The 14,007-nt window shown below is 63.1% G+C and carries 11 protein-coding genes; 8 read left to right on the top strand and 3 right to left on the bottom strand.

Annotation, left to right across the window (positions count from 1 at the left end):
- Window positions 1–95 precede the first annotated feature (95 nt).
- Entirely contained in the window at window positions 96–2,162 is a 2,067-nt protein-coding gene (gene ligA / locus PQQ86_RS11395) for an NAD-dependent DNA ligase LigA (RefSeq protein ID WP_408266654.1), read from the top strand.
- Window positions 2,159–2,692, top strand: coding sequence for a peptide deformylase (def, locus tag PQQ86_RS11390; RefSeq protein ID WP_408266652.1), 534 nt, complete (start codon window positions 2,159–2,161; stop codon window positions 2,690–2,692). Before ligA ends, def begins: the two co-directional genes overlap by 4 nt.
- 151 nt (window positions 2,693–2,843) lie before the next feature.
- Here the strand turns inward: def and PQQ86_RS11385 are convergent, their stop codons facing one another.
- The 3 genes from PQQ86_RS11385 to map are packed head-to-tail and all read right to left on the bottom strand — an operon-like array spanning window position 2,844 to window position 8,514.
- Window positions 2,844–5,087: a pseudouridine synthase gene (locus PQQ86_RS11385; protein ID WP_408266650.1), complete on the bottom strand. Its 2,244-nt coding sequence runs from the start codon at window positions 5,085–5,087 to the stop codon at window positions 2,844–2,846.
- A gap of 6 nt (window positions 5,088–5,093) precedes the next feature.
- Window positions 5,094–7,673 (bottom strand): [protein-PII] uridylyltransferase, encoded by a 2,580-nt coding sequence (locus PQQ86_RS11380; protein WP_408266648.1) that lies wholly within the window; start codon window positions 7,671–7,673, stop codon window positions 5,094–5,096.
- 31 nt (window positions 7,674–7,704) lie between these two features.
- Complete coding sequence (map, locus tag PQQ86_RS11375) at window positions 7,705–8,514, bottom strand: type I methionyl aminopeptidase (RefSeq protein ID WP_408266646.1); 810 nt, start codon at window positions 8,512–8,514, stop codon at window positions 7,705–7,707.
- Window positions 8,515–8,915: 401 nt separating this feature from the next.
- On the opposite strand from map, the gene rpsB reads away from it, so the two are divergent.
- From rpsB to PQQ86_RS11345, 6 genes are all read left to right on the top strand, one after another.
- Complete coding sequence (gene rpsB / locus PQQ86_RS11370) at window positions 8,916–9,668, top strand: 30S ribosomal protein S2 (RefSeq protein WP_054035183.1); 753 nt, start codon at window positions 8,916–8,918, stop codon at window positions 9,666–9,668.
- A 192-nt stretch (window positions 9,669–9,860) separates the two neighbouring features.
- The gene (gene tsf, locus PQQ86_RS11365) at window positions 9,861–10,742 is read left to right on the top strand and encodes a translation elongation factor Ts (RefSeq protein ID WP_408270226.1); all 882 of its coding nucleotides are present in this window, start codon (window positions 9,861–9,863) and stop codon (window positions 10,740–10,742) included.
- 220 nt (window positions 10,743–10,962) lie between these two features.
- Window positions 10,963–11,676, top strand: a complete 714-nt coding sequence (gene pyrH, locus PQQ86_RS11360; RefSeq protein WP_011488865.1) for a UMP kinase — start codon at window positions 10,963–10,965, stop codon at window positions 11,674–11,676.
- 100 nt (window positions 11,677–11,776) lie between these two features.
- Entirely contained in the window at window positions 11,777–12,337 is a 561-nt protein-coding gene (gene frr / locus PQQ86_RS11355) for a ribosome recycling factor (protein WP_054035184.1), read from the top strand.
- Between the two features lie 64 nt (window positions 12,338–12,401).
- Window positions 12,402–13,184, top strand: coding sequence for a polyprenyl diphosphate synthase (gene uppS / locus PQQ86_RS11350; protein ID WP_028199369.1), 783 nt, complete (start codon window positions 12,402–12,404; stop codon window positions 13,182–13,184).
- Window positions 13,178–13,999 carry a phosphatidate cytidylyltransferase gene (locus PQQ86_RS11345; RefSeq protein ID WP_408266644.1) on the top strand — a complete coding sequence of 274 codons (822 nt, stop codon included), beginning with the start codon at window positions 13,178–13,180 and terminating at the stop codon, window positions 13,997–13,999. Before uppS ends, PQQ86_RS11345 begins: the two co-directional genes overlap by 7 nt.
- The last annotated feature ends 8 nt before the right edge of the window (window positions 14,000–14,007 follow it).

Below are 14,007 nucleotides of genomic sequence, written 5' to 3'. Positions count from 1 at the left end.
ACGAACGCACGAAACTGGCCATTCGGCCGATGTAAAGGGGCACGCTTCCTGCGATAATCCAATGTCTGAATTTCACTGAAAAACCTTCCGACAGCATGGCCCGAACCCCCGCCTCAAACCCTGCAACCAGCGCTCCAGCAGAGCGGGCCGCGTGGTTGCGCGCGGAACTCGAACGCGCCAATTACGCGTACTACGTACTCGATCAGCCGGACTTGCCGGACGCGGAGTACGACAAGCTCTTCAAGGAGCTGGAGCGAATCGAGACGGAGCACCCGGACCTGGTGGTGCCGGATTCGCCCACCCAGCGTGTGGGCGGCGAGGCGTCGAGCGGCTTCGAGCCGGTCGTGCACGATCAGCCCATGCTCTCGCTGAACAACGGCTTCGCCGACGAAGACATCGTCGCGTTCGACAAGCGCGTCGGTGACGCGCTTGGCAAGAACACTAGCGAGCCGCCGGTGCCGGTGGAATACGCCGCTGAACTGAAGTTCGATGGCCTCGCCATCTCGCTGCGCTACGTCGACGGCACGTTCGTCCAGGCGTCCACGCGCGGCGACGGCGCCACCGGCGAGAACGTCACCGAAAACGTCCGCACGATCCGTTCCATTCCGCTCAAGCTCAAGGGCAAGCGTGTGCCGAGTGTGCTCGACGTGCGCGGCGAAGTGCTCATGTTCAAGCGCGATTTTGAACGCCTGAACGAGCGCCAGCGGGCTGCTGAGCAGAAGGAGTTTGCTAATCCGCGTAACGCTGCGGCGGGCAGTTTGCGGCAGCTCGATTCGAAGATCACTGCGCAGCGGCCGCTGTCGTTCTTCGCTTATGGAATCGGTGTGCTCGAAGGTATCGAGATGCCGGCCACGCATAGCGAACTGCTCGACTGGTACAAGGAACTCGGTTTGCCGGTAAATGGCGAGCGGGCGGTGGTTCAGGGCGCCGAAGGCTTGCTGGAGTTCTTTCACACGGTAGGCGAAAAGCGCGATACGCTGCCTTACGATATCGACGGCGTCGTCTACAAGGTCAACCGGCGCGATGAGCAGGACTCGCTCGGCTTTGTCTCGCGCGCGCCGCGTTTCGCCCTGGCGCACAAATTCCCGGCGCAGGAAGCGCTGACCAAACTCGTCGCGATCGACGTGCAGGTGGGTCGCACTGGCGCGATCACGCCGGTTGCGCGGCTGGAGCCAGTGTTCGTCGGTGGCGCGACGGTCACAAACGCGACGTTGCATAACGAAGACGAAGTGCGCCGCAAGGATATTCGAATCGGCGACACGGTGATCGTGCGGCGTGCCGGCGACGTGATTCCCGAAGTGGTGAGCGCGCTGCTCGACCGCCGCCCGGACGACGCCCGCGAGTTCATTATGCCTACGCAGTGCCCGGTGTGCGGCTCAAGCATCGAACGGCTGCCGGATGAGGCGATTGCGCGCTGCACGGGTGGCCTGTTCTGCCCGGCGCAGCGCAAGCAGGCGCTGTGGCACTTCGCGCAGCGGCGAGCGCTGGATATCGACGGGCTCGGCGAAAAGATCATCGATCAGCTCGTCGAGCAGAACTTGGTGCGCACGCCGGCCGATCTGTTCAACATCGGCTTTGCGACACTGGCCGAACTCGACCGCTTCGCTGAAAAGTCCGCGCAGAATCTGCTCGATTCGCTCGAAAAGGCCAAGCACACCACGCTGGCGCGCTTTATTTACGCGCTCGGTATCCGGCATGTGGGTGAATCGACGGCGAAAGATCTCGCCAAGCATTTCGGCTCGCTGAATCCGATCATGGATGCCTCGGTCGAAGAATTGCTGGAAGTGAACGACGTGGGTCCGGTGGTGGCTGAGTCGCTTCATCAGTTTTTCGCCGAAGAGCACAACCGCACCGTGATCGAGCAGCTACGCGCACCGGGCAAGGTCACCTGGGCGGAAGGACCGCCCGCGCCCAAGGCGCCGCAAGGCGTACTGGCCGGCAAGACGGTCGTCCTGACCGGTACGTTGCCAACGCTTGCCCGTGAAGAGGCGAAAGAAATGCTCGAAGCGGCCGGTGCGAAAGTGGCCGGTTCGGTGTCGAAAAAAACGGACTATGTGGTGGCGGGGGCGGAAGCGGGCAGCAAGTTGGCGAAGGCCGAGGAACTCGGCGTCCCCGTACTCGACGAAGATGGTATGCGTAAGCTCCTGGAGGGGCAGTTATGATCCGCGAAATTCTCAAGATGGGCGATCCGCGCCTTTTGCAAATTGCCGACCCAGTCGATCACTTCGACACCCCCGAACTGCATGAGCTCGTCAAAGACATGTTCGAGACCATGCACGACGCGAACGGCGCGGGGCTCGCCGCGCCGCAGATCGGCGTCAATCTGCAGGTGGTGATCTTCGGCTTCGGGCACAACGAACGCTATCCGGATGCGCCGCCGGTGCCGGAGACGGTGCTGATCAACCCGACCATCACGCCGGTGTCGCAGGATATGGAAGAGGGCTGGGAAGGTTGCCTGTCCGTGCCGGGCTTGCGAGGCGCCGTGAGCCGGTTTTCGATGATCAAGTATCACGGCTTCGATCAATACGGCAAGCCGATCGACCGCGTCGCCGAGGGCTTTCACGCGCGTGTCGTGCAGCATGAGTGCGATCACCTGATCGGCAAGCTGTACCCGATGCGGATCAACGATTTCGCGAAGTTCGGCTTCACGGAAGTTCTGTTTCCGGATATGGACCCGAATAGCGACGACTGACGCCGCCGTATTCTGGTCTACGGCGGACGCCTTGTTGCGTCCATCGCAGGCATAAAAAAACCCACGTTTGCACGTGGGTTTTTTGTTGAACGAGCGTCACGCTGCGCGGGCGCCGTGAGTCTCTCGCTATTTGAGCGTCAAGCTCCCAGCGTCAGAACGACTCGTCCGCCGACAGATAGCGCCATTGGCCCGGTGGCAGTGCGCCCAGCATCACCTGACCCATCCGCACACGCTTCAGGCCGATCACTTCGAGGCCAACCAGCTCGCACATCCGGCGGATCTGGCGTTTCTTGCCTTCGCGCAGTACGAAACGCAGTTGCTCGCCGTTTTGCCAATTGACCTGGGCGGGTTTCAGCGGCACGTCGTCGAGCGAGAGGCCATGGCACAAGAGCGCGAGGCTTTCCGGCGGGAAGTGGCTTTCGACGTCGGCGGTGTGCTCGCCGAACGACACGCGCACCAGATACTCCTTGTCGATCTCCGAATGGCCGCCGATCAGTTGCTTGGCGATGCGGCCGTCCTGCGTCAGCACCAGCAAGCCCGTCGAATCGATGTCGAGGCGCCCGGCCGGCGCGAGTTGGCGTAGATGCGAGACCGAGAAACGGATCTCCGAACTGTCGCCTTCCCAGCGATTTTCCGGCGTGACCAGCGTGATCGCCGGTTGATAGCCGTCTTCCGCCTGCCCCGATACGAGGCCCACGGGCTTGTGGATCAGGACCGTCACCTGGCTCGCTTGCGCGGCTTCGGCGGCGGGGTCGATCTCGATGCGCTGATCCGGACGAACCTTGGTGCCGAGCGTGTCGATCCGCTCGCCGTCGACCAGCACCCAGCCTTTCTCGATCCACTCGTCGGCTTCGCGGCGCGAGCACAGGCCGAGTTCCGACATCAGCTTGGACAGGCGCAGGGTGCCCGGTGCGTCTTCGTAATCGCGGCGCGGCGTGCGCGGGGCATCATCGTCGCGTTCGGCTCTGGCTGCGGGCGCGGGGCCACGCGGCTTGTCGGCGCGGGCGGGGCGGTTGTCGTCGCCAAAGCGGCGGCCGGCCGCGGGCAGCGCCTTGTCGAAGCTGCGAGCAGGGCGTTCGCCCCGGTCACTACGTTCGTTACGTTCGCCGGCACGCGGCGGACGATCGCCGAATTCACGTTTGGCTGGGGCTCGTTCGCCGCGGTCGTCGCGCGGCGCGCGAGCCGGACGGTCCGTGCGGTCGCCGTAGCCGCTTTTGACGGGCTTCGCAAAAGTGCGCTCGCCACGTTCGGAGGCGCCACGTTCACCTTCAAAGCGGCGCGGTGCTGCGCTGTCGCTGCGCGGCCCACGCTCGCCGCTGCGGCGCTCCTGAGGGCTGCCACGGTCGCTGCTGCCGAAGCGGGGCCGATCCGAGGCGTCACGCGCCGGACGCTCGCCACGCGGTCCACCTTCCGACGGACGGCTTGCACCCGGGCGCGGACCACTGAACGAGCGACGTTCGCCTTCGTCGCGGCGCGGGGGGCGGTTACCTTCGAAACTGCGCGGTGCGCGGTCGCTGCGATCTGTGCTGCCTTCGAAGCGGCGGGGCGCGCCCTGGCTGCGTTCGCCGTCAGCGCGACGCGGAGCACGTTCGCTGCGATCGCCGCTGCCTTCAAACCGGCGGGGTGCACGCTCGTTGCCCTCAAACCGGCGCGGCGCGCCTTGAGGACCGTCGCCGGCAGCACGGCGCGGAGCGCGTTCGCTACGGTCAGCGCCGCCTTCAAACTTACGGGGCGCACGAGCGCCCTCGTCCCGACGCGGCGCACGATCGCCGCCGCCTTCAAACCGGCGCGGAGCACCTTGAGGGCGTTCGCCGTCAGCACGGCGCGGCGCGCGTTCGCTACGATCAGCGCCACCTTCAAACTTACGGGGCGCACGAGCGCCCTCGTCCCGACGCGGCGCGCGATCGCCGCCGCCTTCAAATCGGCGTGGGGCGCCTTGGCTACGTTCGCCATCCGCGCGGCGTGGGGCACGTTCGCTGCGGTCGCCACCACCTTCAAACCGGCGCGGCGCACGCTCACCATCGTCCCGACGCGGAGCACGATCACTGCTGCCTTCGAAGCGACGCGGCGCACCGCCCGCCCCTTCACGCCGCGGCGGTCGATTCGACGGTGCCCGGCGCGCAGCGCCGGCACCACCCGCATCCCGTTCGCGGGAAAACGATCCTTCAGCCCGTGGCGCACGCGCCCCGGCGCCTGCCGGCTTACCTGCACCAGCCGGTCGCTTGCCACCACCTGCTGCGCCTTCACCCCGCGCCCCGTTAAACCCTGCCGTCGGCGTAGACGGCCTTGGCCCGGTCGGACGCGTCGGCTTACGCGCCGAGTTGCTTCCGGTACGGACAGGGGCGCGTTCGGACGAAGCCGGCCGCGGGTGCTTGGCTGTTAATTTGACTCGCATGAAATCTCACACTGCAATCGCGCGCAGCAGTTCGGTCTCAACCTGAATTTGCAGGCGGTTGTCCGACAGACCGTGTCCATCCAGCAGGAACACGTCTTCGACACGTTCGCCGAGCGTATTGATCCGCGCCGACGCGACGCCGACCCGGTGCTCGGCCAGCACGCGCGCGATTGAATAAAGAAGGCCCGGCCGGTCGTTCGCAGACACGGACAGGATGTAATATTGGCCGCGCTCGTCGGCCCGAAGATCGACGCGCGGCGTAACAGGGAAGGTCCGCGACAGCCGTGACAACCGGCCTTTCGACGGTCCCGGAAGCAGGGTGCCGTCACCGGTGAGGCGTGCGGTCAGTTCCTGTTCGACCAGATTGGCAATATCGCGATAATGCACGTCTTCTTCGGTATGCGCGACGAGGAAATTATCGAGCGCGTACCCGTGACGGGTCGTGCTGACCCGCGCATCGAGCACCGACAAGCCATTGCGGTCGAAATACGCGCAAATGCCGGCGAACAGATCGGGCTGGTCTTTCACATACACCAGCACCTGAAGCGCTTCGCCGATCGGTGACGGACGCGCCCGCACGATCGGCGTCGGGGTTTCGACGTGCCGGTACAGCACGCGGGTCTGCCACGCGATATCTGCGGCATCGTGGCGCAGGAAATAGCCGATATCCAGCTTGTCCCACAGCGCCTTTTGCGCGCCTTCCGGGACGGTTTCGAGGCGCAGCAGCGCAAGCGCTTCTTCCTGGCGCGACTTCAGTTCCGAATGCGCGTCAGGCCGTGCGCCGCCGAGCACCGCCAACGTTGCGCGGTAGAGATCCTCGAGCAGTTTGCCTTTCCACGTGTTCCAGACTTTCGGGCTGGTGCCGCGGATGTCGGCCACGGTCAGCAGGTAAAGTGCGGTGAGCCGGCGCTCGTTGCCGACCAGTTCGGCAAACCGCTTGATGACTTCGGGGTCGCTCGTATCCTGCTTCTGCGCGACCTGGCTCATGGTCAGATGCTGCTGAACCAGCCAGACGACCAGTTCACCGTCCTCGCCTTCGATGCCATGGTTGCGGCAGAAGCGCCGCGCGTCGGCCATGCCGAGCGTGGAATGGTCGCCGCCTCGGCCCTTGGCGATGTCGTGAAACAGCGCCGCCACGTACAACACCCACGGCCGGTCGAAATTGGCGATCAACTGACTGCAGAACGGATATTCGTGCGCGTGCTCGGCGACCGCGAAGCGGCGCAGATTACGCAGCACCATGAGGATGTGCTGATCGACCGTGTAGACGTGATACAGGTCGTGCTGCATCTGCCCGACGATGCGCCGGAAGTTCAGCAGATAGCGCCCGAGCACGCTGGTCTGGTTCATCAGTCGCAGCGCGTGTGTGATGCCGGCCGGCTGCCTCAAGATGTCCATGAACAGGCGCCCGTTTTCCGGATCGCGCCGCCAATGCTGATCCATCACGTCGCGGGCGTTGTAGATCGCGCGCAGCGTACGCGCCGACAAACCTTTCACGCCCGGCGTCTGTTCGTAGAGCAGAAAAGCTTCGAGAATCGCGTTCGGCTCGCGCTGGAAGACGTCGTCACTGGCGATTTCCAGCATGCCCTGTTTCTCGACGAAACGGTCCGACAGCACGCGCGTGATGCCGCTCGTGTTCGGGAAAAGCTGCGCTTCGATGTTCTGGATCAGGATCGTGGCCAGCTGCGTAACGGCTTTGGCGGACCAGTAATAGCGGCGCATCAATTGTTCGCTGGCGCGCTTGGTGGCCGTCGGCTTGTAGCCGAAGCTTTCGGCCACCGGCGTTTGCAGATCGAACACCAGAATGTCCTGGCGGCGGCCGGCGATCACATGCAAGCGGGCCCGCAGCGTTTTCAGGAAGCCTTCGTTGCGGCGCAGTTCGCGTGCTTCACGCTCGGTGATCAGGCCGCGTGCTTCGAGCTCGCGCCAGCTGCTGCCGAAGCCGGCCGCCTGGGTAATCCACAAAATCAGTTGCAGATCGCGCAGGCCGCCCGGGCTTTCCTTGATGTTCGGTTCGAGCGCATACGGCGTGTCCTGAAACTTGGCGTGCCGCTGGCGCATTTCCAGTACTTTGGCCTGGAAGAACGCGCGCGGGTCGAGCGTTTCACGGTAGCGCTTCGCAAAGTCGTCGAAGAGCAGGGTGCTGCCCGTAATGCGCCGCGCTTCGAGCAGCGAGGTGCGCACGGTGACGTCGTTGGCGGCTTCTTCGACACACTGCACCACGCTGCGCACGCTGCTGCCGAGTTCGAGCCCCAAATCCCACGCGAGGCTGATAAAACGTTCGATGCGCGCTTCGAGATGCGCGATCGGCGCGTCGGGCAGCAGCACCAGAATGTCGATGTCGGAGTGCGGCGCGAGTTCGCCTCGCCCGTAGCCGCCGACCGCGAGCAGCGCCAGCTCGGGCGGCAGCTCACAGGTATTCCAGGCGGCGCGCAGCGACTCGTCCGTGGCGCGCGCCAGGGCGGCCATCAGCGAGTCGACGTTGGAGGCTGTCTTGAAGCGTTCCAGCAACTGGGCTTTGGCCACTTTGTAGTCCGCCTTGAGCGACGTGGCATGGGATTGGGCGACGGCTGGAACACTACTCATTGGCAGGCGGGCGGGTGGGGTCGGAAGTCGTTCAGGCCGTGGCTGCGACAACTGGCGGGCGCGCGGGCGTGCCGGCCGAAACAGTCAGCACGTCGTAACCGGTTTCGGTGACGAGCACGGTGTGTTCCCACTGTGCCGACAGGCTGCGGTCCTTGGTTTTGACGGTCCACTGATCCGGCATGGTGCGGATGTCGCGCCGACCGGCGTTGATCATCGGTTCGATCGTGAAGATCATGCCGGTCTGCAACTCGAGCCCGGTTCCGGGACGGCCGTAGTGCAAGATCTGCGGGTCTTCGTGAAACACCGTGCCGATGCCATGGCCGCAATATTCGCGCACCACGCTGTACCCTTGCCCTTCGGCGTGCTTCTGGATGGCGTAGCCGATGTCGCCGAGATGGGCGCCCGGGCGCACCTGATCAATGCCGAGCCACATGCATTCGAAGGTGGTCTGCGCGAGGCGCCTGGCCATGATCGAGCCTTCGCCGACGATGAACATCCGGCTGGTGTCGCCGAAATAGCCTTCCTTGATCACGGTGACGTCGATATTCAGTGCGTCGCCGTTCTTCAGCGTTTTGTCGCCCGGAATGCCGTGACAGATCACGTCGTTCACCGAAATACAGGTGGCTTTCGGGTAAGGCGGATAGCCGGGCGGCTGATAATTCAGCGGCGCCGGAACCGTGCCTTGCACCTGGAGCATGTATTCGTGACACAGCCGGTCGAGTTCGCCGGTCGTGATGCCGGCCGTGACGAACGGCGTAATGTAGTCGAGCACTTCGCTAGCGAGCTTGCAGGCGACGCGCATCTGCGCGATATCGTGTTCGTTTTTGAGCGTAATAGCCATGAGTCGGGCCTGAAATGCGATTTATTGCAAGATTATCGCACCATATTCCAGCTGCCGCAGGGTTTTGCCACGGTTTTGCAATATGGTCGTGGGCGCGTAGGTGCAACCCGGCTGCGGCAAACAGGGGCTACCGCGCAGGTTGAGTCGCCCGATAGTCACGTGCTATAATCTTTGGCTAAGTCGATCTCTGTCTTATTTTGTTGCTCCATTGGTCACCCTGATGAGCGCAAACTGGCGGGAAAGACGCCTCGTAGCGATAGTTGCCTGCGCTACAGGTAAGGCAGTACCAAGGCAGCAGACTCGCAAGCCGGCGCACCCAGGGTGTCCGTCGCGTTCAGCCAAAAAAGGCAGCGCGGCAGATACGGCGGCCGGCTTAAGACCCAACCCTCGCGGAGATTTTCATGGCAGTTACCATGCGTCAAATGCTGGAAGCCGGTGTCCACTTCGGTCACCAAACGCGCTTCTGGAACCCGAAGATGGCCCCCTTCATTTTCGGCCATCGCAACAAGATTCACATCATCAACCTCGAAAAGACGCTGCCGATGTACAACGACGCGCTGAAGTACGCGCGTCAACTGGCAGCGAATCGCGGCACGATCCTGTTCGTCGGCACGAAGCGTCAATCGCGCGACACGATCGCTGAAGAAGCACAGCGCGCTGGCATGCCTTATGTCAACGCACGCTGGCTCGGCGGCATGCTGACCAACTTCAAGACGCTGAAGGTCTCGATCAAGCGCCTGAAGGACATGGAAGCATCGCTGGAAGCTGGCGAAACCGAACGCATGAGCAAGAAGGAAGCGCTTCTGTTCGAACGCGAAATGGCCAAGCTGCAAAAGTCGATTGGCGGCGTGAAAGACATGGGCGGTATTCCGGACGCGATCTTCGTGGTCGACGTCGGCTACCACAAGATTGCCGTTACCGAAGCGAACAAGCTCGGCATTCCGGTCATCGCCGTGGTCGACACGAACCACTCGCCGGAAGGCATCGACTATGTGATCCCGGGTAACGACGACGCTTCGAAGGCTGTCGCTCTGTACACGGCTGGCGTGGCTGACGCAATCGTCGAAGGCCGTGCTAACGCGGTCAACGAAGTGGTGCAAGCTGCCCGTGGTGGTGACGGCGACGAGTTCGTCGAGGTCAACTCGGAAGCGTAAAGCTGCCCCGTGTCCGGCAAAAAAGGGGGCTTTCTACAGGCCCCCTTTTTTTAAGCCGCGACAAAGTAGTGGCGTGCTGTGAGTAGTGCTGAAACGTAGCCGTAAAAAATACGTGCGACGTTGAAACGAATTCTTGCCGCCGGTATCGAAGCCCGGGCGGCGTGTGACAAGACGGAACTCAAGGAGCAAATGATGGCGGCAATTACCGCAAGCATGGTTGCAGAACTGCGCGCAAAGACTGACGCGCCGATGATGGAATGCAAGAAGGCGCTGACGGAAGCCGAAGGCGACATGGCGCGCGCTGAAGAGCTGCTGCGCGTGAAGCTGGGCAACAAGGCCAGCAAGGCAGCGTCGCGCGTGACGGCTGAAGGCGTGGTTGCATCGTTCATCGGCGGCAACGCTGGTTCGCTGGTCGAACTGAACTGCGAAACCGACTTCGTTTCGAAGAACGACGACTTCCTGGCTTTCTCGAAGACCGTCGCTGAACTGGTCGCTACGCAAAACCCGGCTGACGTCGCGGCTCTGTCGGCACTGCCGCTGGACGGCTCGACGGTCGACGCAGTGCGTCTGGCACTGGTCGGCAAGATCGGTGAAAACCTGTCGATCCGTCGTTTCGTGCGTTTCGAAACGTCGAACAAGCTGGCGGCGTATCTGCACGGCACGCGTATCGGCGTGCTGGTCGAGTACGCCGGCGCGGACGAGCAGGTCGGCAAGGACGTGGCAATGCACATCGCCGCAATGAAGCCGGTCTCGCTGTCGTCGGACGACGTCCCGGCGGATCTGATCGCCAAGGAACGCAGCATTGCCGAGCAGAAGGCTGCTGAATCGGGCAAGCCGGCTGAAATCGTCGCCAAGATGGTCGACGGCAGCGTGCAGAAGTACCTGAAGGAAGTGTCGCTGCTGAACCAGACGTTCGTTAAGAACGACAAGCAGACGATCGAACAGATGCTGAAGGCTGGCAATGCGAGCGTGCAGAAGTTCGCGCTGTTCGTGGTCGGCGAAGGCATCGAGAAGAAGCAGGACGACTTCGCAGCTGAAGTGGCCGCTCAAGTCGCTGCTGCAAAGCAACAATAAGTATCGCTTAAGCTTCAGTTAGTACCGTTGGACCCGCGGCGGAGCAAGACTTTGCCGCGGTCGGCAGCGCCGCAAGGCTGCGCGCGGGTTGACCCTCGCTGCGCGGCCGCCTCTGGCGGACCCCAGGGTTCGTCAATTTGGCGACGCTTGCCCGAATCAGCATTTCACCCCTACATTAGTCCCTTGTTGTTGCCCTGTTCTGCGCGATCTGGATACCTCTATGCCCACTGCCTATAAACGCGTCCTGCTCAAACTCTCCGGTGAAGCTCTGATGGGCGACGATGCCTTCGGCATCAATCGCGCGACCATCGAACGAATGGTAGCGGACGTGGCCGAAGTGGTCCGTCTCGGAACGCAGCTGGCCGTGGTGATCGGCGGCGGCAATATTTTCCGCGGCGTCGCGGGCGGCGCGGCCGGTATGGATCGCGCCACGGCCGACTACATGGGCATGCTGGCTACCATGATGAATGCGCTGGCGCTGCAGGACGCAATGCGCCACGCCGGCATTGAAGCGCGCGTGCAATCCGCGCTGCGCATGGACCAGGTGGTCGAGCCTTACATCCGCCCGCGCGCGATTCGCCAGCTCGAAGAAGGCAAAGTCGTGATTTTCGCGGCCGGCACCGGCAACCCGTTCTTCACGACCGATACTGCCGCCGCGCTGCGCGGTTCGGAAATCGGCGCGGAAGTCGTGCTGAAAGCCACCAAGGTGGACGGCGTTTATTCGGCCGACCCCAAAAAAGACCCGAGCGCGACTCGTTACACCACAATCAGCTTCGATGAAGCCATTGGCCGCAATCTGCAGGTGATGGACGCCACGGCGTTCGCGCTGTGCCGCGACCAGAAGCTGCCGATCCGGGTGTTTTCGATCGTCAAGCCGGGTGCGCTCAAGCGCATCGTACAAGGCGAGGACGAGGGCACCCTCGTCCACGTGTAAACTCTCGTTCACATAACGTGGGCTTTAACGCGAGCCCAGGCCGCCGCATCGTGCGCGCGCTGGCCGGCTCGCACCGTTTTGAAGGTTCGGAGGTTTAAAAATGTCTGTGGCTGATATCAGGAAGGGCGCTGAACAAAAGATGCAGCGTTCCATCGACGCGTTCAAGAACGACCTGTCGAAGATCCGCACGGGCCGTGCACACACGGGCCTGCTCGATCACATCCAGTGCGATTACTACGGTTCGCCGGTGCCGATTTCGCAAGTCGCGAATCTGACGCTGATCGACGCACGCACGATCGGCGTGCAGCCGTGGGAAAAGAAAATGGTCCAGGTCGTTGAAAAGGCGATCCGCGAGTCGGACCTCGGTCTGAACCCGGCTACGCAAGGCGACGTGATCCGCGTGCCGATGCCCGCGCTGACCGAAGAACGCCGCCGCGAGCTGACCAAAGTGGTCAAGAGCGAGGCGGAAACGGCCAAGGTCGCTGTGCGTAACCTGCGCCGTGATGCAAACGAGCAACTGAAGAAGCTCGTGAAAGACAAAGAAATTTCTGAAGATGACGAGCGCCGTGCAGGTGACGACGTTCAGAAACTGACGGACAAGTTCGTCACGGAAATCGACAAGCTTGTAGTGACCAAAGAAGCCGAGATCATGACGGTCTGAGGCCGGTTGGCTCAGCACCTTTAAGATCTCCACTTCTTTTTTTGCAGTCACTGTCCCGACGGCCATGACCTATACCAGCTCAACCGTGCGCGTGCCTGATGTCGCCGCGGTGCCGCGACATATCGCGATCATCATGGACGGCAACGGCCGTTGGGCGACCCAGCGCCGTCTGCCGCGCGTGGCCGGCCATACGCGCGGCGTCGACGCAGTGCGTGCGGCCGTCGAGGCCTGCGCCCGGCAGGGCGTCGAATACCTGACGCTCTTTGCCTTCAGCTCGGAAAACTGGCGCCGCCCGAACGACGAAGTGTCGTTCCTGATGCGCCTGTTCGTCACCGCGCTGGAGCGCGAGATCGGCAAGCTGCACGCGAACGGCATCCGTCTGCGCGTGGTTGGCGATCTGTCCCGATTCGATACGCGCATCCGCGACCTGATCAAACGCGCGGAGACCAAAACCGCACGCAATACGCGTCTTACGCTCACCATTGCCGCCAACTACGGTGGCCGCTGGGACATCATGCAGGCCACGCGTAAGCTCGCCGAACAATCGGCGCTGGCGGGCAAGGCGGTCGAGGTGAACGAGGACTCGTTCGCCGAACACCTGTCAATGGCCTATGCGCCTGAGCCGGATCTCTTTATCCGCACCGGCGGCGAGCGCCGCGTCAGCAACTTCCTGCTGTGGCAACTCGCCTACACCGAGTTCTACTTCACCGACACGTTCTGGCCGGATTTCGACGCCGACGCGCTCGGCCACGCCATCGCATCCTACGCGGAGCGTGAGCGCCGCTTCGGCCGCACCAGTGCTCAACTCGAGCCGCAATCGCAGAACGTCGATTCGCTTCCATGCTAAAAACCCGTGTCATCACGGCGATCATCCTGCTGGCGATCTTCCTGCCGGTCACGCTGTTCGCGCCGGTGGGCGCGTTCGGCGCGCTGATCGCCTTCGTCGTCGTGTTCGCCGCGTGGGAGTGGGCGCGTCTGCTGAAGCTCGGCGGCGCGGGCCCGATCATTTACGCGCTGGTCGCTGCGGTGGCGCTGGTCGCGAGCACGCGTCTCGGCACCGGCGTCGAGGAACCCCGGCCGCTCTTTCAGGCGGCCGCTATTTTCTGGGTGATCGCCGGGCCGTATGTGCTCCTGCGCAAGCCGACCCTCGCGCAAGGTGCGTGGCGCGCTTTTCTCTTCCTTGCCGGCATTGTGGTATTCGTCGCGTGCTGGCATGCTCTCGTCGCCGCGCGCATGCAGGGCGTGGCCTTCGTGCTGTCGCTGCTCCTATTGGTATGGCTGGCCGATATCGGCGCATACTTCTCCGGAAAAGCTTTCGGAAAACACAAGCTGGCGCCTGCCATCAGCCCGGGTAAGACTTGGGAGGGCGCGATCGGCGGCTGGCTGGTGGTGATGATCGTCGCGGCGGCGGCGGTCTTTTTGCACGCGTTCGAGCCGACCCTGTATTCTGCGCTGCTGGCGCAATGGGGCGCCGTACGTACGCTGCTCGCACTGACCCTGCTGGTCGTATTCAGCGTGGTGGGCGACCTGTTCGAATCCATGATGAAACGCCAGGCCGGAGTGAAAGATTCAAGCGGCCTGTTGCCTGGGCACGGTGGCGTACTCGACCGCATCGACGCATTGTTGCCGGTGCTGCCGCTTGCCATGCTGCTGCTCGGCTAGAGAAAGAG

The sequence above is a fragment of the Paraburkholderia sediminicola genome (assembly GCF_046026675.1).
Classification (GTDB): domain Bacteria; phylum Pseudomonadota; class Gammaproteobacteria; order Burkholderiales; family Burkholderiaceae; genus Paraburkholderia; species Paraburkholderia sediminicola_F.
This window is presented reverse-complemented; position numbering and strand designations above follow the sequence as displayed.